The 20,677-nt window shown below is 69.3% G+C and carries 15 protein-coding genes and 3 pseudogenes; 2 read left to right on the top strand and 16 right to left on the bottom strand.

The annotated features are described in order from the left end of the window. Positions 1-409: 409 nt before the first annotated feature. Entirely contained in the window at positions 410-781 is a 372-nt protein-coding gene (locus tag EJG53_RS00085) for a hypothetical protein (RefSeq protein WP_125042761.1), read from the bottom strand. A 418-nt stretch (positions 782-1,199) separates the two neighbouring features. Here EJG53_RS00085 and EJG53_RS00080 point away from each other — a divergent pair, with 418 nt between their 5' ends. Next, entirely contained in the window at positions 1,200-1,760 is a 561-nt protein-coding gene (locus EJG53_RS00080; protein ID WP_125042759.1) for a hypothetical protein, read from the top strand. A gap of 60 nt (positions 1,761-1,820) precedes the next feature. On the opposite strand, the gene EJG53_RS00075 is transcribed toward EJG53_RS00080, so the two are convergent. The 3 genes from EJG53_RS00075 to EJG53_RS41925 all read right to left on the bottom strand — a co-directional run bounded on the left by EJG53_RS00075 (position 1,821) and on the right by EJG53_RS41925 (position 3,530). Then, complete coding sequence (locus EJG53_RS00075; RefSeq protein WP_125042757.1) at positions 1,821-2,126, bottom strand: transcriptional regulator; 306 nt, start codon at positions 2,124-2,126, stop codon at positions 1,821-1,823. A 4-nt stretch (positions 2,127-2,130) separates the two neighbouring features. Next, on the bottom strand, positions 2,131-2,544 hold the full coding sequence (locus EJG53_RS00070) for a hypothetical protein (protein ID WP_244954880.1): 414 nt from the start codon (positions 2,542-2,544) through the stop codon (positions 2,131-2,133). A gap of 362 nt (positions 2,545-2,906) precedes the next feature. Beyond that, positions 2,907-3,530 carry a Mu transposase C-terminal domain-containing protein gene (locus EJG53_RS41925; RefSeq protein ID WP_244954879.1) on the bottom strand — a complete coding sequence of 208 codons (624 nt, stop codon included), beginning with the start codon at positions 3,528-3,530 and terminating at the stop codon, positions 2,907-2,909. A gap of 218 nt (positions 3,531-3,748) precedes the next feature. Between EJG53_RS41925 and EJG53_RS41920 the strand changes: the two genes are divergently transcribed. Continuing rightward, positions 3,749-4,081 (top strand): hypothetical protein, encoded by a 333-nt coding sequence (locus EJG53_RS41920; RefSeq protein WP_167514987.1) that lies wholly within the window; start codon positions 3,749-3,751, stop codon positions 4,079-4,081. On the opposite strand, the gene EJG53_RS00060 is transcribed toward EJG53_RS41920, so the two are convergent. From EJG53_RS00060 to EJG53_RS40865, 12 genes and pseudogenes are all read right to left on the bottom strand, one after another. Beyond that, positions 4,078-5,169, bottom strand: coding sequence for an IS630 family transposase (locus EJG53_RS00060; RefSeq protein WP_125042755.1), 1,092 nt, complete (start codon positions 5,167-5,169; stop codon positions 4,078-4,080). The two genes, EJG53_RS41920 and EJG53_RS00060, sit on opposite strands and share 4 nt — an antisense overlap. A 25-nt stretch (positions 5,170-5,194) precedes the next feature. After that, positions 5,195-5,914: a hypothetical protein gene (locus EJG53_RS00055; protein ID WP_307721660.1), complete on the bottom strand. Its 720-nt coding sequence runs from the start codon at positions 5,912-5,914 to the stop codon at positions 5,195-5,197. Between the two features lie 256 nt (positions 5,915-6,170). Then, a pseudogene (locus tag EJG53_RS00045) lies at positions 6,171-6,887 on the bottom strand (integrase catalytic domain-containing protein); the annotation flags it as partial. Between the two features lie 15 nt (positions 6,888-6,902). After that, the gene (locus EJG53_RS00040; RefSeq protein WP_244954878.1) at positions 6,903-8,423 is read right to left on the bottom strand and encodes an ISL3 family transposase; all 1,521 of its coding nucleotides are present in this window, start codon (positions 8,421-8,423) and stop codon (positions 6,903-6,905) included. A gap of 138 nt (positions 8,424-8,561) precedes the next feature. Then, positions 8,562-9,362 carry a hypothetical protein gene (locus EJG53_RS00035; RefSeq protein WP_174856346.1) on the bottom strand — a complete coding sequence of 267 codons (801 nt, stop codon included), beginning with the start codon at positions 9,360-9,362 and terminating at the stop codon, positions 8,562-8,564. 11 nt (positions 9,363-9,373) lie between these two features. After that, positions 9,374-10,012, bottom strand: a complete 639-nt coding sequence (locus EJG53_RS00030; RefSeq protein ID WP_244954877.1) for a TnsA-like heteromeric transposase endonuclease subunit — start codon at positions 10,010-10,012, stop codon at positions 9,374-9,376. A 185-nt stretch (positions 10,013-10,197) separates the two neighbouring features. Beyond that, positions 10,198-12,066, bottom strand: a pseudogene (locus EJG53_RS00025) (helicase associated domain-containing protein); the annotation flags it as partial. Positions 12,067-12,088: 22 nt separating this feature from the next. Further along, the gene (locus EJG53_RS00020; RefSeq protein ID WP_125042751.1) at positions 12,089-15,661 is read right to left on the bottom strand and encodes a helicase associated domain-containing protein; all 3,573 of its coding nucleotides are present in this window, start codon (positions 15,659-15,661) and stop codon (positions 12,089-12,091) included. Between the two features lie 15 nt (positions 15,662-15,676). Then, positions 15,677-16,687: a TniB family NTP-binding protein gene (locus EJG53_RS00015; protein ID WP_125049068.1), complete on the bottom strand. Its 1,011-nt coding sequence runs from the start codon at positions 16,685-16,687 to the stop codon at positions 15,677-15,679. A gap of 41 nt (positions 16,688-16,728) precedes the next feature. After that, entirely contained in the window at positions 16,729-18,897 is a 2,169-nt protein-coding gene (locus EJG53_RS00010; protein WP_125042749.1) for a DDE-type integrase/transposase/recombinase, read from the bottom strand. Beyond that, complete coding sequence (locus EJG53_RS00005; RefSeq protein ID WP_244954876.1) at positions 18,894-19,865, bottom strand: TnsA-like heteromeric transposase endonuclease subunit; 972 nt, start codon at positions 19,863-19,865, stop codon at positions 18,894-18,896. The genes EJG53_RS00010 and EJG53_RS00005 overlap by 4 nt, the downstream gene beginning before the upstream one ends. 352 nt (positions 19,866-20,217) lie before the next feature. Continuing rightward, positions 20,218-20,677: pseudogene (locus EJG53_RS40865) on the bottom strand (hypothetical protein); the annotation flags it as partial.

Here is a 20,677-nt window from a genome sequence, read left to right as displayed (position 1 = left end):
GTGCGGAATGCGACGGTGACGCCCGAGGGCGACCGGACCCGATGGGTGGAACTGCCGGCCAGCAGAGCATGCCCACCCGCTATCACGCACCAACTCGTAAGACAGTGTCCTACATGGTGAGGCGTTGGAGACACTTGTAGCAGGACCGAGCTGTGGCGAGTCCCCGCCGCTCGGCGAGCGCGGACTCACGGGCCGCCTCCCAGCGCGGCGAAAGTTCTTCGAGCAACTTGCCGAAGCGTTGGCGGGAGATGCCGGTGAAGGCAGGATGGGACAAAGTCGTGCGGAGTAGCTCGTAGTTCACACCTCGAGAACCCGCACGGCCACCGTCATGTCACGGCCCGGCCGCCAGCCTCGTCAACTTTGCACTCCGACTGAAGGGCGGGGCCCAGGATTTCCGGTTGCGGGCGGCTCAGGCCGCCGCGCGGCGCCTGCGCAGGGCTGCCACGCCCATCATCGCCGCGCCGAGCGAGATCAGCACCGCTGCCGTGAACGGGAGCCATGGTGTGCCCTTGCCTCGGGTCCAGCCGATGATCAGGCCCATACACAGAACGGCGCAGGCGGGGAGCACCAGCCAGTTCGAGACGGCGTCAGCCCGGGCCGCCGCGCGGTCTCTCCCATACGCCCGCAGCACCTCGCCCACCACGTGAGGTCCCACCATCAGCAGGAAAGCCACCACGGCCCAGTCCAGACCCTCACCCCGGCCCCAGTCAACGACGACGCTCACCGCCATGACGCCCACCGCGACGGCGAAGCACCAGGACAGCCCCTTCTTCGCGGCCATAGAGCTCACCTCGCCCGCAGCAGGGCGCGCAGCGCGCCCTCGAGACCGGTACTGCGGGCCCCGGCAGAGCAGGCCCGCATGGCGACCTTGCGGTCTTTCCATTCCTGAATGTCCGTCATGCCGGAAGCATAAGCAGGGCCGGGTGACCAGACTGGATGACGGTGGCCCTCTCTCGGCCCCACCCATTGTTTCCCAGGTCGTAAGGACCGGGCTACGGACAAACGCTGCGCACCGCATGAAGGGGTCGAAAGTACTGGACTTTGGTCCCATGACGCTGGACTGTACGGCCCTGGAGCGGACGACCCACCCAATGATCACCTGGGCCTTGGGATTAACGAGGATTCCAGCAGCAGACGGAAAGCCCATGCCGCTGCGGGCTTCGCGTCTGATGCCTCCCCGCACAAGAGGAAAATGGTCCATGAAACAGAAAAGCCTGCGCCTCTCCGTCATATCCGCTGTCTGTGTCGCAGCCGTCGGGCTCACCGGCATCGGCAGTGCCTACGCTGCTGCTGCCGGGGACGCTCGCCCCGTAGAGGCCGGAGCCTCCGCCCACGGTGCCGGCATGTCCGAGGCGGGCGACGCCACTCCTGAGCAGATCGACGAGCTGGCGCGGTACCTCCAGGCGATCGTCGAGGGTGAGATCCTCGGCTCAGACGGCAAGTTTGATTACGCGAAGACGCGTGCCCAGTTCGGTGCCGAGTTTGCCGACGCGCTTACCGCGGAGTTCAACAAGGAAAACTCCGGTCGGCAGAAGCGTAGTTACACCTCATGTCTCCTGAACGCTGTAGGCGCGGGCGGCCTCGGTAGCGCTACGAACGCCATCGTGGACAAGCTCAAGAACAAGAAATGGGCAGATGCGGCGAGGCTGATCACCAAGGAAGCGGCCAAGCGGGGCATCAAGATCGCCGTCAAGGGGGGCGTCGCCGGTATGGCGGCGACTCTTGCCGCCTCGGCCATCATATGTATCTGGCAGGGGTGATCGTACATCCGCGCCGATGCGGGCCCCCTGCCCATGGGCAGGGGGCCCGCATCGGCGTCATCAAAGGTTGGCCTGGACGACTTGGCGTAGCTGGTTGAGGTAGTCGTCGAACCGTTGGCGTCCTGATTCTGAGAACCAGATTCGGGTCACCGGGTGCCGTCGCTCGCGGAACTTGCCGATCTCGATCAGACTTTCCTTCTCCAGGATAGCCAATTGCCGTGATAGTTCGGCGGTTGACAGGTCGAGGGCCTGCTGCAGGTCGGCAAAGTTGATCTGCTCGACGTGCCGCAGCGTCCCCAGGATCGCCAGGCGGGTGGGAGAGTGGATCACTGTCAGCAGGCGGGTGCGGGGGTGCTCGCCGGTCATCTTGCTAGCGCCTCCACCGCAGGGCAAGGTAGACCATCAACGACGCGGCCGGCAGAGCCGCTGCCGCCAGTGAAAAGCCAAGCGGTTCCGGACCGTCACCAAAGAGCCCTGCTGCCGAGACACCCAACATCGGTGCCGTCAAGAACCGTGCAGCATTCTCCACTTTAGTGTGGGGCCTGCGACAGGTGATGCGACCATGAAACCAGTTCCATCGCAACAGCAAAAAAAGCGACGCCACCAGGATCAAGACACCGAGCAGGGTGGGCACGCCATGAGCGAGGGCAATAGCAAGGCCCGTGTAGAGCGCGGCTACTGACGCTACGCCGAGGATCCGTTCGCGCATGCTGGCGGGTCGGGTGAGCGTCGGGGCATCCATGATGACTTGCAGCTGCTCTGCCGGGTTCATGTCGCGTTCCAACAGAATCACCCCTTGTTCACTGTTTACCAGTGATTCAATAGTGGCAGCTAGTTTCCATATGTGCAACTACTCGCGTTATTACGATCCTGTCCTTGAGCTGATGCAGTTCTCCGTCCCGAGCGTCCGGCGACTAACGCTTGGAGGGGGCTTGTTGATGTACCGGAAGCTGGCTGATCTGGTGTTTTGCTGATTGGTTGAGAGGCGGAGTTGGCGGTTCGACGGGGGGGTGGCCGGGTGTGTGGGCTGGGGTTGTGCGGTTTGTGCTGAGCGGGGCTGGGTCTGTTGCAGGTAGTTCTAGCGTGTAAAGGCCCGGCTGGTGTTTGTGCTGGTCAGGGCTGTTCTGCCTGTTCGGCGGGGTGGTCTTATCGGCCTCGGCGGGGGCGGTGGTGGGTTTCGGCGAGGTGGTCGAGGCGGATAGCGTCGAGTGATCGTTTGGTGATGCGTTCGGTGCCGTCGTGGATGGCGGTGATGGCGGCTTGGCGGATGAGGCGGGTGAGGGATCCGATGCGGCCGGCGGTGCGCTGGTGGAGGTAGGGGGCATGGCGGGGGAGGGTGCCGGGTGTGTGATGGTGGAGGTCGAGGGCGTCGGCGAGGCTGGCTTCGTACTGCTCGGCGTCACCGTGGTTGCCGTCAGCGGCCTGGGTGCGGATGCGCTGCCAGGTGCGTTCATCGAAGGGCCGGTGGACGTGGCGCACGTCGTGGGGGTTGTAGTGGATCTCCCATTTCCCGCCCCGGCCGGGGACGGGGGAGGCCTGGCCGCGGTGCGGGGCGAGGAGATCCGTGTTGTAGGTGCGGTGGTGGATGGTGATGCCGGCGGGGGTGATGGCCTGCCAGCGCACGGGCAACAGGTCGAGGTAGTCGCGCCCGGTCAATGGGACGGGGACGTGTCCGGCGACGAGCGCGGCCCACATCTCATTCGGGGTAAGGGCCTTCCTGGGCATCATCGGGTGGCGCAGCCCTTCGTGGGGCCGGTGGTGGTAGTGCACCAGCCACTCATCGAGGAGGTCCTGCAGTTGGGCGACGCTGTAGCAGGTGTCTTGCTCGGTGTCGGGGCCGCGACGGGTGACGTCGGAGCCGGTGTAGCCGGGCAGGTGCTGGCAGAACAGGGCGTTGATGGTGCCGAAGGTCCGCTCGACGATGCCTTTGGCGGTGGGCGCGGGGCGGGGCGGGCTGGACGCTGATGCCGAGGGTCTCGCAGGCGGCGGTGAACGCGGCGGAGACGAAGACCTTGCCCCGGTCGACGACGATCGTCTCGGGCAACACGACCGGCCGGGCCGCCGCACCGGCCAGGCGCATCCAGCGTGGCCAGCCGCTGATGGGGGAGCGCGCGGGCGTGGTCCATGCGCAGGATGCCTGGCTAGGTCGGCCTGGCCGGGTGCGGGACGGCCATCTCCGCCAGCAGCAGGGCCGCGTCCACGGCCTTGGTCGCGCTCGGGCACAGCACGGCGGCCAGGATGGAGCGGGTGGCGACGTCGACGGCGATAGTCAGCTCGGGCCGGGCCAGACGCCCGTCGTCGAAGAGGACCAGAACATCTAGTGACCTGAGTCAGAGATCCGGTGGCAGTAGGCGGCGACTTTGTCGAGGATCTCGTCGGCGGATTTGGTCCAGAGGAAGGGGCGTGGGTGCTCGTTCCAGTCGGCCAGCCAGGCCCGGATGTCGCGTTCGAGGGCCTGGACGGAGCGGTGGACGCCGCGCTTGAGCTTCTTCTGTGTCAGTTCGGCGAACCAGCGCTCGACCAGGTTGAGCCAGGACGCGCTGGTGGGGGTGAAGTGCAGGTGGAAGCGCGGGTGCGCCAGCAGCCACGTCTTGACCGCGGGCGTCTTGTGCGTCGCGTAGTTGTCGAGGATCAGATGCACGCCGAGGCCGGCCGGGACCTCCTTGTCCAGCCTGGCCAGGAACTTCTTGAACTCCACGGCCCGGTGCCGGCGGTGCAGCGAGCCGAAGACCTTCCCGCTCGCCACCTCCAGGGCGGCGAACAACGTCGTGGTGCCGGCCCGGACATAGTCGTGACTGCGCCGCTCGGGCACCCCGGGCATCATCGGCAGGACCGGCTGGGACCGGTCCAGCGCCTGGATCTGCGACTTCTCGTCCACACACAGCACCAGGGCCTTCTCCGGCGGATCGAGGTAGAGCCCCACTACATCGCGGACCTTGTCGATGAACAACGGATCGGTGGACAGCTTGAACGTCTGCGTGCGGTGCGGGGCCAGGGCGAACGCCCGCCAGATCCGCGAAACGGCCGACTGCGACATGCCCGTGGCCGCCGCCATCGACCTCGTCGACCAGTGGGTGGCGTTCTTCGGCCTCTCCTCCAGCGTCTTGACGATCACCCGCTCGACATCCGCGTCGGTGATTTTGCGCGGGACACCCGGCCGCGGCTCGTCGCACAAGCCGTCCAGCCCGCGCTCCAGAAAACGGCGCCGCCAGGTGCGGACCGTGTCCGGGGCGATCCGCAGCCGGCGCGACACTTCCAGGATCGAGCGCCCCTCGGCACACTCCAGCACGATCCGCGACCGCTGAGCCAGCGCCTGAGCCGTCGTACGCCGACGCACCCAGCCTTCCAGCACAGCCCGCTGGGCATCAGTGACCGACAACGGCGCAATCTTCGGACCCGGACGACTCATACCCAACCAACGACGAATCTCCGACTCAGGTCACTAGGCGGGTGGTGTCGATCTGGACCTGCTCGCCCGGCCGCAGCGCGGTGGTGGGGGTGAAAGCCCGCCCCTCGATGCCGTGCCGGCCCTGAAGGATCTGGTTGATCAGCGGGAACAGGCCGTTGATGGTGCCCCTGGAACGTCCGCGCCGGCGGCGCAGCGCCTCGCGGACGGCGACGACCCGTCCGTCGGAGCGCCCGGTAGGGCTGGAGGCGCGGGTGGTGCGGTGGTCGAGCAGCCCCCACAGTCCCTGCTTGCGGTAGGCCAGGCGCATGCGCTGCACCGTGGTACGCGATACCCGCCCGAACCCCAGCGCGGTCAGCTCCTCAGCCTTGGCCTGCTCCCGCTCGGCCAGCGTGTGCCGTGCGGGATCGTACTGCTCGCGCACCACTCCACCGCTGCCGGGCCCGTCGGCAAGGCCGCATTCGACCTCCCTCACGTGCAGCTGCCAGGCCAGGGCCTTCTCCCGCGCCGCGGCGGGCGCGGTCTCGAACAGCCCCCACTGCGGGGCCGCCTGCGGCACGTCGGCCCCGATGACACTGAAGCCGGGATCGGCGAACAGGTACCCGGCAAGCACCGCCTCACCGCCGCCGTCCGGGCCGACGAGGTGAACCATCTGCCCGGACAAAGCGATCACCTGCCACTTCACATCGCGGAAACGGACATGCGCCCCGACCGCCACGGCCGGCCGCGCATCGCGCCGCGCGCTCACCCGGCACCTCCCGTCTCACCCAGACCGTTCCAGTGCCTGGGGCCGACGAGAACGCACTCGTGCAGCGGCGCCTCCAGGCCCGTCGTGAGCTGTCCGTGCCACAGGGCGTGGAAGACGACGGGAAGGACCTCGATCGGGTCACCGACACCTTCGGCTCCCGCGAGCAGCGGCCGCGGCCGCGCGAACGCCTCCAGAACAGTGGGCGTCAGGCCCGGGCGGCCGGCGTTGCGGGGATGGCGGTAGCCGGCCAGCCACAGCGGGGCATCATCGGGTGCCGCAACCCGTCGTGCTCGCGCTCCTGCCACCCGCAGATAATCCACTCCTGCAGCAGGTCGTCCAGCTGGGCCAGCGTCCACACTGCCTCCCCTTCGGTGTCCTGGCCGCGCTCGCCGGTGTGCGAGCTCGTGTAGCCGGCCACATGCTGCACGAACAGGGTGTTGATCGAGGAGAAGGTGCGCTCCACGTGCCCCTTGGCCGGGCCGTTGCCCGGCGGCGCGGGCTGCACAGAGATGCCCAGCGACTCGCAGGCGGCGATGAACGAGGACGACACGAACACCTTGCCCTGATCGACCACGATGGTCTGCGGGGTGATCACCGGCCGCGCCGCGGCGCCTTCGAGCCGGGCATCAACGCTCAGCAGCCGCTCGTAGGGTACCACCGAGTGTTCCATCGCCAGCGCCTCGGCCCAACCGGGCCGCATCGGCGCCGGGACCATCATCTGCGCCAGCAGCAGCGCCGCGTCGACGCTGCGGGTCCCTTTCGCACGCAACACGGCGGCGCAGATGGTCCGGGTGGCGACATCGAGCGCGATGGTCAGCTCGGGCCGTTCCACCACTCCGTCGTCGAGGACCACGAAGGCGTCCAGCACGGTGCTGTCCATCATCACCAGCTCACCCGGCGCCAACACCGTCGCCGGCACGAACGGAGGAGCCGGCCTCGCTGAGCGCCATTGACGCTGCCGCGCACTGCCCAGTGTCGGCGTACGTGCTTAGCTGGCTCTGGCTTGATTTTCGTAGGCGGAGATCATCCCGGGGCGGGGATCGGCCGGACCGCGTCGCGGCGGCGGAGGTGGGCGATCAGTACGACGCGGTGGCGGAGAAGGGGGACGCCGGCGCGTCCGGCCATGAGGCGTTTCTGGAGCTTGACGTCGGTGATACGGCCTTCGTTGACGCCGGAGTTGTAGCGGGTTGTGATGCCCTGGACGACGGCGTGCTGGTCTTCGCGGAGAGCTTTCGCCATGCCCGCCAGGGGCGGGCAGACCGCTGGTGGTGAGCTCGTCGAGCCACTGGGGCAGTGGGGCGGCGTCGCAGGTGTCGAGCATGGCGGCGAACAGGCGGACCAGATGGTGAGCGCGCCGGAGTTCGGGGCAGTGGTCGAGGAGCCGTTGCAGGCACTGTGCGCTGTGTGGGGTGCGGTGGTCGGGGGCGGTGATGATCCAACGTGCGGCTTCGCGTGGGGAGGGCGGCCGTTCGCGAGGCTCGTCCAGGGGCAGCCCGCGTCGTAGGGGTGCGACGGCCATCTTCACGCGCTGGTAGTGGCCGGGATAGCCCTTGGCCAAGAGCTCCTCGTGGAGGACCTTCGCGCTGTGTTCGCCCTCGTCCCAGCGTTGTTGCAGGTAGTTGAGGTAGGGGTCCAGGGCAGTGGTGCGGCGGGGAAGCCGGCGCACGACCTCCTGCCAGGTGCGGGCGCGGGCATACTTGCGCACCGTTTTGCGGTCCAGGCCGAGTTCGCGGGACATGCTGCTGATGGAGCGGTCTGTGTCGGCGAGGGCGTGTACGGCTTCGAACAGGCGCCGTGCGTGCCGGTCGGCGGGAGTCTCCGGGGCTGCGGGTGCCGTTGGCATCCCGGCGGTCGCCGGTTCCGGCTCCGGGAGTGCGGCGGGCAGGCAGCCGTGGTGCGCGGAGGCAATCTTCTGGATCTGCCGGGACAGTCCCTGCCAGAGGTGGAAGCGGTCTCCGACCTGCAAGGCGTCAGGCGCACCGGAGGTGATGCCCTGCCGGTAGGCGAGGGATCCGTCGCGGCAGACGACCTCGACGCCAGGATGCTCGCGCAGCCAGCGGCCGAGCTGGTCGGCGTCCCGACCTTCCCACAGAGTGAGCGGGAGACGGCTGGTGGCGTCGACCAGGAGCGTGCCGTAGGTATCGCCGTAGAGCGCGAAATCGTCTACCCCCAGCACCCGGGGCGTGACCAGCGGCGGCAGCGGTACCCGCATCAGCTGGGAGAGCACCATGCACCGCGAGAGCCCAACGCCGACGATCTGCAGCATCCGCGCACCGCCACGGCCAGCCAACAGGATGCCGACCGCCTCGACCACCTGCTGGAGCAACGGCGTGCGCCGCTGGTAGCGGACTGTCAGCCCCGGAACCTGCTCGGCGAATGTTCGCTTCGGGCAGGCCGGATTCTCGCAGTACAGACGCCGCACGCTCAGATCGATCCGGACCGGGCGGCCACCCACGGCAGCGTCCGCGAGATGCCGCTCGTAACGGCTGTGAACCCACGCACTCGGCATCTTGCACCCCGTACAGGCTGCGGGAGCACGCGCCCTTGTCCGGGCACGGACCACTACCGCGGCCCCGGAAACATCGACCGAAGTCACCAGAACCTTCGTCAAGTGCGGTAACAGCAAAGGAAGTTCAACAGGGCACAGTCAGATCTTGCCCGCGACGCGGTCCGGCCGATCCCCGCCCCGGGATGATCTCCGCCTACGAAAATCAAGCCAGAGCCAGCTAAGCACGTACGCCGACACCAGCAGCCCACGCCCGTCAGCCAGGGCGTGCACCAGCCGATTGAACGTCGCACCCGAGGGCAGCCGCACCACCCCCTCCCCGTACTGCTCGGCCAGCAGCCGCTCGGTGTACACCCGCAACCGCCCCAGCGTCCCGCTGGAGCGCTCCCGCCCTGTCTCCAGCACCTCCCGCAGAGCGGTCACCACCCGCTCGTCCGCACGCCCCAGCGCCGTCCGCGGCCGGGTGGCACGGTGGTCCACCAGCCCCCACACCCCGTCCTGCCGGTAGCGGGCCCGCATCCGCCGCACCGTCACCGCGCTGGTAGGCATGCCGGCCGCCGACAGCTCCGCCGCCTTCGCCTCCTCCCGCTGCGCCAGCGTCCGCGTCTGCGGGTCGTACTCCGCCCGCCGCGTACCCTCGTCACCGGGCTCGCCCGGCTGCCCCGTCTCCACCTCCCGCACATGCCGCTCCCACGACATGGCCCGCTCGCGCACCGCCTCGGGCAACGACTGCAGCAAGCCCAGCGGCGGCACCCTGGACACCCCCGGAGCGTCCAGGACTTCGAACCCCGCATCGGCGAACAGCAGCGACAGCAAAACCGCCGCTACCGCACCATCCTCGGCGACCAGCCCGACCTGCCCGTCAGCAAGGGCCGCCACCGTCCAGGTACGCTCCGCGAACCGCACCTGGCATCCCAGCCCCGCCACCGGCCTGCCCGGCATCCCACCCGACCTCACTCTGCCGCCTGGGCCCACACCGGCATCCGCTCATGCATCGCTGCCCCCAGGTCCGCCGCCAACCGTCCCGCCCACAGGGCATGGAACAGCGCAGGAAGCACCAACAGCGGATCCCCGACCCTGCGTACGCCCTCCCACAGCGGCGCCGGCCCGGCGAACGCCTCCTGCAGCGCGTCAGCCATCAACCCACCACCGTGGTGCCGGGGGTGCCGGTATCCGGCCAGCCAGGTCACATTGCGCCGGTAGACCGGATCGACAGGACCGAGCACCCAGTACCGCCAGCCCGCCGCCGTACAGATCTCTCCGACAGCCGCAGCAACAGACCGCTGGCGCCGAGACAGCTCTCCCCTTGCTGTGCAGTCGGCGAGCACTCCCTGGCCGTCGGCCAGCCGGAGCATCAGCTGAGGAGCATGCGCCCGCACCCCACTGGGCACATGCCACCGCAGTTCAAGCGGCCGGGCGGCCAGACCGCTGACACGCGGGTCGCGGTCGAGAATCATCACATGCAGTCGCATCGCTGCGGACCCGTAGTACACCAGCCGTCCGGTTGTGGCCGACCACCACCATCCTGGTGCCAGCCGCTTGCCCGCGCGGCCCGGGAACGGCTTCAGCGGCGAACAGTTCTCGAAGAGCACCTCGGCGGCAGCCGAAGACCACCTCGAGCACTCCGGGACCCGCCCGCGGCCCGGAACAGCACATCCACCGACTCGACTTCCGGTCGCCGTGCCCCCGCCCCGTTCCACCCAGCATCCTGCATACAGAACCAAACGGCTTATCGGCCCATCCGGTATGGGCACGCACGCCCCATCGCTGAAGTCAGTCAGCTGCGCCCGGACTGTTCTGCAGCCCAGGTGTAGCCCAGCTCGGCGAGGGCCGCGAGCTGGGCGGCGTCCAGGCGGTCACGCCTGACTTTCTGGTTACTCAGGAACACACCCAGCCTGATCGCCGAACCATCCGCCATCTCCTCAATATGCCCCCTTCCAACGACGGTTCTGCCTTCCCGCTGGATGTATTGCGTGAGAGCTGCCAGGCCGCGTTGGAACGCTTGCTGTGCCTTGCTCGGCCCCTTCGTCGTATGAGCTGCCCCTGGAGCCGGATGCGGTACCTCGAGCGGCTGCACGCCCAGCTTCGACAGTCGCTGCTGCTGCTCGGGGAGAAGCTGCGCCCAGGTGCCTGAGTTCTTCTGCCGCTGAAGCCAGCGTCCGATGTCATCGCCCTCGAACTGCACCCCCGGTTCGATGGCCGGCAGAACGCCGTCGGCGTCGACCAGGTCCGCCAGGACGCGGTAGTGCCGCTGCCAGTCCAGCGGCCACGGGCAGTTCCAGTCCTCGTCGACTGCGGCCAGCTGCTGCGCGCGTACGGCGGCCCGCTCCGCGTCCTTCCCGAGTCCGCCCTTCCGGCGCAGGTTCGCCATGTGCTGCCCGATGGGCACCATCTCGGTGCCCTCGCCCCACACCGCGTCCTGACGCGGTGCGAGGTGCCCCATGGCCCGCCGGTAGGACCGCAGCGCGGCGAGCTTGTTCTCCCACGCCTCCTCGCCCGGCTCCCACACCATCCCGGCCTCCGGCGCGTCCAGGAGCGTCTTGCGCCGCTCCTCCAGCTCACCCGCCCGCAGGGCCTTCCGCTGCTGATGCACCCAGCGGCCAAGCGGAAACGACTTCGTGACCCCTACCTCGACCTCGACGTCGTAGGGCACGGCGCGGACGCCGGTGATCTCGTTCTCCGCCCGCCAGCGGATCAGGGCCTGGTAGCCCTCCAGCCACACCAACGACTCCGGCCGGTACACCCGGGTGCGCAGGAACGCCGCGATCGTCGCCGCGTCGCGCGGGCTGGAGAAGTGCAGCAGAGCGGCTTCGGTCGCGGCCTGGGTGTCGTCGCCCTCCTCCTGGTCCTCACCGTCGCTCTCGCCGCTGGCCCCGACGATCCGCCCCTCTTCCTCACGCCGGACGTGCACCTTGCGCTTCCCGCTCGTGAGCGCACGGGAAGCGAGCTGCTCGACCAGACGTTCGTCATGCGAACGCAGGCCCTGGAGCACGGCCACGAGCGGCTTGAAGCTGGCGCTGGCGACCATGTCGGTGGGGTCCTCGTTCGGCTCCAGGAAGACCGGCACGATGATTCTGGCGACCTTGGTGCTGCCGTCGCGGTTGAGCCGGAGGGCCCGGCCGATGTTCTGCACGATCTCCACCTGTGAGCCGCGGGTGTCGGCGAAGCAGATCGAGTCGACTCCCCGCTCGCCGGTGATGTCCACGCCCTCTCCGAGAACGCGAACGCTGGCGAGGAACGCCCGGTGTACCCGGCGCCCGGCCGCGTCGATGCCGTTGGCGAACTGGCGCAGGACCTCGCGCCGCTCGGCTACGAGGTGGTCGCCGCACAGCCACGCCGACCACACGCGGTCTGGGGGTACGTGGCGGCCGGCCTCCAGCTCGTAGAACTCCGCGTCGATCGACGACGCGGGCAGCTTGCCGGCGGCGGCCAGGTCCTCGTCCGTGGCGTCGTTCATGTAGAGCTCGGCGGCGGTCTCGGGCAGCTTCTCCGCGAACGCCGCGGCTTCCTCGACCTTCTGGTGGAACGTCATGACCGTGCGCAGGTTGTACGCCGCCGCGTGCTCCAGGAGCGCGGTCTGCAGCAGCGCCAGACGCCGGCCCCGCCGCGCCTCCTCCGACTCCCCGAGAACGGGGGAGGGGTCGCGTGTCGTGGCTCGTTCCATCTGATCAGTGTTCGGGGTGTTGAGCTGGGCTGATCAGTTGGCTGGTTGGGGCTGGCGGTGTGCTCTGCGTTGGCGAGGGGCTTGACGTTGCTTGCGGGCTGGGGCTGGGCGGGGTCTGTGAGCTGTGGGTTTCCTGCTTCAGGGTGGCCGTAGGTCCGTTGGTCAGTTCTATTGGTTGGCCGGTCAGTTTCGTTGGGCGGCTGTTGTAGCTGATCAGGGGTGTGGGTCCGTGGATGCCGAGGGTGGTCAGGAGGTGTTGTTGGTGGGGGTGGAGCTGATTCCAGGTGCGTTGCTGGGTGCGGATCCACTTGGTCGTGGTGCCAGGGAATGGGCGGCCGGCGGTGTGGTGGGTGTGGGCTTGGTGGTAGCTGTGGTTCCAGGAGGCCCGCCAGGGTGGGTTCCACCACGGGTCGAGTGCGGTGAGCTGTGTGTCGTGGGGCCAGGGCCGGCCGGTGCGGCGTAGGTGGGCGACGGCGCGTTTGCGCTGCTCGTATAGCCACCAGCCCAGGGGGAATCCGTTGTGTTCGGTGGTGTAGTGGGCGGTGCCGAGTCCGCCGTGAGTGTGTGCGTATGAGCGGGCGTAGGGCAGGCCGCCGTCGATGGATGACGAGACGGTTGTGGGGCGCGGCCCGTTGGTGCCGGTTCGGCGGCGCATGCGTGTTTCTCGCTGGGGGCGGGCGGCGTGTGCGTCCTGGGGCGTTATGCCGAGTCCGGTCAGGAGTTCCTGCTGGCCCGGGTGGAGGTCGCCATAGTTGGTGCACTGGGTGAGCAGCCATCTGGTGGCGGCTGGAGGGAGTCCGGGGAAACCTGCGGCCGCGTTCAGAATGTGGCCGTGGATCTCGTTTCTGACGGCATGGTAGGCGATTTGCCATGGTAGGCCCCAGGACGGGTTCCACCATGAGTCAAGGACGTCGAGGGCCTCGGCGCGACGGTGGGGTAGTCGGCCGTTGGCGGCCCGTTTGCGTTGGTGGGCGAGCCATGTCCCCAGCCGGTAGCCGTGGTGGTTCGCGCTTCTGGGTACGGCGAGGTGTCCGTGTTGGGCGGCGTAGGAGCGGGCGTGTGCAAGACCGGTGTCGAATGATGCTTGCTGGGTGACGCGACGGGGCTGTGCGGTGCAGGAGTTCGCGGTGGTGATGCCGAGTTGCGTGAGCCTTTGTTGCTGCCCCGGGTGGAGGTTCTGGTAGGTGACGCACTGGGTGTAGAGCCACTGCCCAGTCCAGTCGGGGGTGCCGGGGAAGCCTTGTGCAGGGAGGAGTTTGATCCCGTTCTCGACGAGTCTGCGGGCGGCGCGGTGGTTGATCTGCCAGTCCCCGTTCCACGGTGGGTTCCACCATGGGTCGATGGCGGCCAGCAGTGGGCCGGCCGGGTAGGGCGCGGCGAACTTGGCGGTGTGAAGGCCGGCCTGGTGCTTTTGGCGGGCCAGCCACTTTCCGATGGGGAAGCCCTCGTGCCGGTCGGAGGGTGATGCGTTGAGGTCGCCGTGCAGTGCCGCGTAGGAGCGGGCGTAGTAGAGACCGGTCTCCAGGGACGGCCTGTGGGTGGCGGGGTTGGGGCGAGCGGTTTGGGCGGTCTGCTCAGTCAGTCCGACGGCCGCGAGCTGTCGGCGCTGTTCCACTGCCAAGCCGGGGTAGGACACACATTGGGTGTATAGCCATTGACCGAGTTCGTCGTCGAAGGCTGCAAAGACGCTTTCGGGGTCGAGGGGGTGGCCGGAGCGGACGAGTTCGGTCACCGTGTAGCAGGCTCGCTGCCAGTCGGAGGGCCAGGGCGGTGCCCACCACGGATCCATTGCGTCCAGCTGCTGTGTGAGGGCGGGATCGAGAATGCCGCGTCGGGCGCGTACGCGGAGGTTGGTCAGCCATTGGCCGATGGGGAAGCCGGCGTACGTATCAGCAGAGCTTGCACAAAGGTGCCCGTGCTCCTGCCAGTAGGCGCGTGCGTTGGTCAGGCTCTGGTCACGGGCCTCGGCGAGGTTGCGACGCCGCGGCAGTGCGTGGCGGGCGGCTTCGGCACTGATGCCGATCTGTGCCAGTAGTCTGCGCTGCTGGGGGTGGAGGCTGCTGTAGACCTGGCACTGCCGGTACAGCCAGGTGCCGAGGTTCTCGCTGGTGCCCGGGAAGCCCTGCTCGGGTCTGATGTCGGTGCCTAGGTCCAGCAGCCGTCGTGCGCGCAGATAGATGCGCTGCCACAGTGTGCTCCACGCAGGATTCCACCACGGGTCAAGAGCGGCCAGGGCCTGGCTGCGCTCGGGGGAGAGCTGGGGGCCTGCGGCGCGCTGGTTGGCCAGCCACAGGCCGAGTTGGAACCCGTCCTTTTCATGCCGGTAAGGAATGCAGAGGTGGCCGTGTTCGGTGGCGTAGGTGCGGGCATGGCGCAGGCCGCGCGCGAACCCCTTGGCGGTCTCGGCCACGTCTGGGGCCGGCGCCCTCGCCGACTCCGTTTTTCCGGGCGTTTCGTCGACGGGCCGGGTTTCGGCCAGGAGCCGGGTGATCGGTGCGGGCCGGTGGGGCGGGGAGACGTGCCACATGCTGCGTGTTTTCGGCTTGTGCCCGGCCTGGGTGCGTACGCAGGCGCGTACCCAGGCGTTCAGTGGGCCTGTCGTGATGGCGCTGAGGCGACCGGCGAGCCATGGCCGCTCAAGGCGCCGAGCCAGTTCGTCCACGAGGCTGGGGACATCGGCGAGCGCGTGCGGCTGGTGCCGCCCCGCGTCATTGAGTAGCCGCTGCTGCAGGCCTGGGTCGGCGAGAGCCGCGGCCAGCGTGACGGCCTCGGGATAGGTCACCGCATCCCGCGCTGCGGCACGCCAAGCGAGGTCGTTGCCGGGTGCCATCAGCCGCAGCCGATCGGGCCAGAGGATCTCTTCCAGCCAGGGCTCGTCCCACCACGAAGCCATGATTGCCTGCGCCATGGTGAACGCTTCGCCGGCGTGCGCAGAGCGCCGCAGCAGCCGTATATGACGGCGCTGGGCCGCCCCGTTCTGCGGCACATACCGCAGGTCCAACTGCCCGGGGACGGCCGCTGCCCCGTCGACGACGGGTGTTTCCATCATCCAGCACTGGTGCTTGACGCATACCCGGCCGTGCGGCAGCAGGTAGCGGCGTGCTTCTTCCTGGCCTCGTGTGGCGGTCGCGGTGCACGCCCGGCATCCGGGGCCGGTCGGCGGGATCGTGGCTGCGGTGCGGACCCAGGCGGCCGGCCTGTTCCCGAGCCTGCTCGAAGGGACGTCTCTGCCCCAGGCCGGCAGAGCACGGTGCAGGTGTTCTTCGGGCATGCGGCAGAAAGCGGCGACCACCGCCCGGGCCTCGGCGTTGAAGACCACTTCGCCGTCGGGCCGCACCGTGAACAGGTTGGGCCGCCGCCCCACGTCCACGAGCGCGCCGATGAGTTCTTTGGCCGTGAGCTTGTACCGGGAGGCGACTCTGCTCATGAACGACAGCGTCGTCTCGCCGTTCAGTGGAGCGACACGCACCGCGCCCAAAGGCGGACTGTGCAGGGATAGTTCGTTCTGCTCGCGCTGTGGTGGCTGCGAATAATCCCTGACGGCAGGTTCCATTAGAGGGCTGGTGGTCTTCTTCACCGCTGGTCCGCCTCGTCAGGATCCAGTGCCGTTGTTGCGGGGGCGCGGGAGGCGTTTTCGGGGCGGGCGGGCTTGCTGCTCCGCGCGGATGTCGAGCTGGATGCCGGCCAGGAGCCGTTTGGTGATCTTTTCGCTGCCGTCGAGGAGGGCGGTGAGGGCGGCTTCACGGATGAGGTGGGAGAGGCTTCCCATGACTCCGCCGGTGCGCTGGTGGAGGTAGTCGGCGTGCCGGGCCAGAGTGCCTTGGGTGTGGTGGCGCAGGTGCAGGGCGTTTTCCATGTCGGTGACCAGGTCCAGCCAGATGGCGCGCTGTTCGGCGGTGCCGCGGGACAGGGCGGTGTTGCGGACCAGGGTGAAGCGGCCTGCCAACTGTGCGCCGCGCGGCCCGTTGAGCAGGGGGGATGCCTCGACGTCGACGCCTGCGTAGACGAAGGTCGCCGGAATCCTCTCGCCTAGGTGCTTCATCTGGTCGGAGGTCTCCGAGCCGGCCCGGGTGCGGGTGTCGAGCAGGTGGACGTCGTCGACGAGGACCAGCGCGGTGCCCAGCTGGCACAAAAGGTGGCAGACGGCGTCGGTGATCTGCGCCTGGTTCATCCGGACCGCGATGGGGATACCGAGGAACCGGGCGAACTCCGATACCAGCATCTTGGGAGTGGAGGCGGGCGGCACCGCCAGGAACACCACGGGCAGCCGGTCGGCGCGGCCGGGGTGGCGGCGCTGCTCGGCGAGCTCGAAGGTGCGGCCCATCTCCAGCAGGGTGGTGGTCTTGCCGGTGGTGGGTGGCCCGGACACGATCAGTCCGCGGCGCGCGGTGCCCTGCTGGCGGCGGTTGAGGAGCATCAGTCGCCGAACCGACAGTGAGATGCGTTCCATGGCCGGGGTGGTCAGGACGACAAACCGGGAGTGGTAGTCCAGGCGTTCCTCAAGCGACCAGTCCTCGCCGGCGTCTGGCGGGGGCTGCAGCGGGGGAGTGCCGACGAACTGCTGCCAGCCCTCCCGCGTGGTCGGTGGCGCATAGGCCGCCATCTGCTGCTCCTCGTCCGGGACGGGACCGGCTTCGGGGACTGCTACCACTGGGTTGCCTCCTGGCGGGCATCGTAGATCCGTGACGGGCGGGGGACTGCGGCCCGCCCGGATGGCTGTTCGTCTCCGGCGGGGCCGCCGCCGGCATCGTCTGATGTGCCGAGCGGGTCTTCGTCCTCGTCCCAGCCGTCCTCGAACTCTTCGTCGTCGGGCTCATCCGGGCTTGCTGGGGTGAAGGCGCCGACCAGGCCGTAGGAGAGGGTCGGGGCGGTGAGGGGGTCGGGCGGCTCTTGCTGGTTTGGGGCGGGCCCGGCGAGGGAGGCTGCGGCGCTGGCGCGTGCCGCGACGGTCCGCTCGCGGCGGGTGCCTTCCCCGTTGCCGGCCCGCCGCAGGAGGCGGTCCAAGGCCTGGGCGAGCTGTTGCTCGTGCTCGTCGCGGTCGCCGCGGCGCTCGACGGTCGCGCGGATGTGCCGCCAGGTGAAGTCGGTGAAGGGCAGGCTTACCCGCTCCTTGTGGATCCAGGGCACCTCCTCCCAGCCGCCAGGCAGCCGCACCCAGATCTGCTGGGGGTCATAAGGGTTGTGGTGCACCTCCCACATCCCGTCCGGGGCCGTCGACCTGCGCCCGCGGTGCGGGTTGAGGACCTCGTGGTCGTAGGTGCGGTAGTCGAAGCGGATGCCGTAGTCGTTGATGCCCAGCCGCTTGACCGGCATGAGCTCGACGTAGTCTTCTTCGCTGAGCAGCACCGGGACATAGCCGGTCACGCCGACCAGCGCGGCCCACATCTCGTTCGGCGACACCGCGAGCTTGGGGGCCAGCGGATGGCGCAGAGATGCGTGCGGGCGGTGCTGCCAGTCCGCGATCAGCCACTCGTCCAGCAGGTCCTGGATCTGGGGAAGCGTCCAGCACGCCTCGTCCTCGACGTGAGAGCCGCGCTGAGTGACGTCGGATCCGGTGTAACCGGCCACGTACTGGGAGAACCGGTCGCCGATGGTGAGGAACATTCTCTCGACATGTCCCTTGGCCGGGCCGTTGGCCGGCGGCGCCGGCTGCACCGACACCCCCAGGCTGTCGCACGCCGCGACGAACGAGGCGGAGACGAACACCCGGCCCTGGTCGACGACCACCGTCTCCGGGCTGATTACTGGACGGGCTGCCGCCCCCTCCAGCCGCGCGTCCAGGGACACCAGCCGCTCGTAGGGGATGGCCGACCGGGACATCGCCAGCGCCTCTTCCCATCCCGGGCGCATCCGCATGGGCGTCACCATCTGCGCCAGCAGAATCGCCGCGTCCACCGACCCTGTGCCCATCGGCCGCAGAACGGTCGCACAGATACTGCGCGTCGCCACGTCCAGCGCGATCGTCAGCTCGGCCTTACCCACCACCCCGTCGGCCAGGACCACCATCACGTCCAAAGGGGTGCTGTCCAGCATCACCAGCTCACCGGGCCGCAACGCCACCGTCGGGGTGAACGGCGGAGCCGGCCGTGAGGAATGACGGCGCCGCTGCGCCGCGGTTCCCAGCAGCCCCTGACGGTCTGCGAGGGCGTGGACCAGCCGGTTGAACGTCGAGGCAGGCGGCACCTTCACCGCCCCCGCGCCATGCGTATCCTCCAGAATCCAGCCGACCGCACGCCGCAGCCGGCTCAGCGTCCCGGTCGACCGCTCCCGCTGCGCATCAAGTGCCTGCTCGATCGCGGCGACCACCCGCTCGTCCGCGCGCCCCACCGGCGAGCGCCGCCGGGCAGCCCGGCCGTCCACCAGCCCCCACAGGCCCTGCTCCCGGTAGCGGGCCCGCATCCGCCGCACCGTCACCGCACTGGCCGGCTGCCCGGCCGCCGTCAGCTCGGCGGCCTTGGCCTCCTCCCGCTCCGCCATGGTGCGCATGGCCGGATCGAACTCGGCCCGCGGCACCTGGTCCTGTCCCGGGACGGGGTATCCGGTCTCGACCTCACGCACATGCCGCTCCCAGGCGTACGCACGCTCGCGCACCTGCTCCGGCAGTTCCTCCAGGAGCCCGAACGGCGGCACGCCGCGCTGCGGGGCGCCCACCACTTCAAAGTCGGGGTCGGCGAACAGGAAGTTCGCAAGCACCATAGCCACGGAGTTGTCCGCGTCGACCAGCCGTACGCATGCCCCTTCCAGCATGACCACCGTCCAGGTCCGCTTCGCGAAACGCACCTGTGTTCCGGGCTCCAGCACCGTGCCGCTCACCTCTGCCTCCGCCCCTGGGGGGCCGCCGTCACGTTCACCCGCTCGTGCAGCGGCTTCTCCAGCCGGGCCGACAAGTCGCCGCGCCACAGCGCGTGGAAGACCACCGGGAAGACCTGAACCGGGTCGCCGAGTTCTCGTACCCCCTCGATCAGCGGGCGTGGCCGCCGGAAGACCTCAGCTGCGCGTACGGCAAGTTCGCCGCCCCTATAGCGGGGGTGCCGGTACCCGGCCAGCCAGCGCAGATTGGCTGCCAGAACCGGATCCGGGGGCCGCAGGACCTGGTAGCGCCATCCGACCGCCGCGGCCGCGGCCTCCGTAACCGCCGCCCGACAGGCCAGGCGCGGCGAGATATCGCCGTGCCCGGCGCAGTCCGCCAGCAGACCCCTGCCGTCCGCGAGCCGGGCCATCAGGTGCGGTGCGTGCCGCACCCAGGTTCCGTCACGCTCACGCCAGGTGAGTTCCACCGGGCGGCACGCAATGGCCACGATCGAAGGATCCCAGTCCAGCAGCATCACCTGGGTCCGCATGACGCCGGACGCGTAGTGCACCAGCCGGCCATTGGTCGCCGACCACCACCACCCCGGCGCCATCCGCTTGCCGTGCCGCACCGGGAACCGGCGCACCGGACCGCACTCCTCCAAGCAGACACCGCGCGCGGCGTCCGGCCACAACGTCCGCTGCTCGGTTCCCGCCTGGTCGACGAACCGAGCTTCCAGCCGGTCGCCGATCCCGACCGGTAAATCCGCGGTCGTCTCAGCATCTTCCGGCAGCTCGCCCGGCAGCCCGGCGGAGTCCCCGGATGCGCCAGCCGGCTTTCGGACCGCCATGAGCGGCGATTGGTCGCATCCTCCGTCTGCCGGACCGGATACCTGTGCGGCCTGTGCACCACCTTGCGCTCCCGCGCTCTGCCATGGCGATGCGGGCAAGGCAGTGCTGCCGGCGGCCGGCGGGTGATGCTCGTCGATCATGCGCTCCAGTCAAGCGCGCCCACACGCGCGAACCGCCGAAATCAGCCAACCTCCACCGCGCGAAGCGCCTCGCCTTGCCCCGCCGATGATGTCGCCGACCGGGCGCGCATCCGGCCGCGTGATCTTCACCCCGGTTACCCGGGGGAAGGGCGCTGTACCGGCGGCACGGCGACGACGCGCCCGAAGAGGTCAAAGTTGCTGGGCCACCATGCTCGGCCTGCCGATCCTCCTGGGCGACGAGGAGTATGAACGCGTGGTCCATGCCGCGGGCCGTGCCGTCGCTGTGCCGGCTGCGGCTCCGCCGAAGGGGCAGTGAGAGCCCGCTCCGCCAGCCGCGCCGGGACCAGTACGGTCACCGGGCGCGGTAGTACGCAGTGGTGGCGCGTCCGTACCGGTCGCGGAACAGCCGACGGGCCGCAAACGTACCGCCACCGGGCCGGGCAGCGCGGTCCTCACCGGCGCGGCGTGCGGCCGCAACTCGTTCGGCCAGGGCGCGCAGTTGAACCCGGGCCGAGGCGGGGCGGTGCTCCGCGCGCAGCCACCACGGATCCAGCCCGTACCCGTTGGGGTGCTGCTGTCCGCGCCGGACACGGGTGAACGCGCCCATGCAGTCCAGCAGCGGCCCGGCATGCAGTGGGCCTTCCAGCACCAGCCCACGCCGCGCAGCCTGTTCACAGTCGGCCAGCCAGGGCCGCTCCAGCAGTACTGCGAGTTCGCGGAAGAACGCCCCGTCCGGCCGGAAGGGGCGTACCGGTCCGCCGCGCCCGTGATCGTCCCAGATCCGTTCCTGCATCCCGGGGTCGAGCAGCACG

This window comes from Streptomyces chrestomyceticus JCM 4735 (genome assembly GCF_003865135.1).
Taxonomy (GTDB): Bacteria; Actinomycetota; Actinomycetes; order Streptomycetales; family Streptomycetaceae; genus Streptomyces; species Streptomyces chrestomyceticus.
The sequence above is the reverse complement of the archived record's forward strand: the minus strand, read 5'-3'. Positions and strand labels throughout refer to the sequence as shown.

Bases quoted from the DNA above. Each gene is read 5' to 3' on its own strand.
- EJG53_RS00060 (WP_125042755.1), bottom strand. From the start codon at position 5,169: ATGAGTCGTCCGGGTCCGAAGATTGCGCCGTTGTCGGTCACTGATGCC.
- EJG53_RS00080 (WP_125042759.1), top strand. From the start codon at position 1,200: ATGAAACAGAAAAGCCTGCGCCTCTCCGTCATATCCGCTGTCTGTGTC.
- EJG53_RS00035 (WP_174856346.1), bottom strand. From the start codon at position 9,362: ATGCCGGGCAGGCCGGTGGCGGGGCTGGGATGCCAGGTGCGGTTCGCG.
- EJG53_RS00085 (WP_125042761.1), bottom strand. From the start codon at position 781: ATGGCCGCGAAGAAGGGGCTGTCCTGGTGCTTCGCCGTCGCGGTGGGC.
- EJG53_RS00015 (WP_125049068.1), bottom strand. From the start codon at position 16,687: ATGGCGGCCTATGCGCCACCGACCACGCGGGAGGGCTGGCAGCAGTTC.
- EJG53_RS00040 (WP_244954878.1), bottom strand. From the start codon at position 8,423: ATGCCGAGTGCGTGGGTTCACAGCCGTTACGAGCGGCATCTCGCGGAC.
- EJG53_RS00005 (WP_244954876.1), bottom strand. From the start codon at position 19,865: ATGATCGACGAGCATCACCCGCCGGCCGCCGGCAGCACTGCCTTGCCC.
- EJG53_RS00075 (WP_125042757.1), bottom strand. From the start codon at position 2,126: ATGACCGGCGAGCACCCCCGCACCCGCCTGCTGACAGTGATCCACTCT.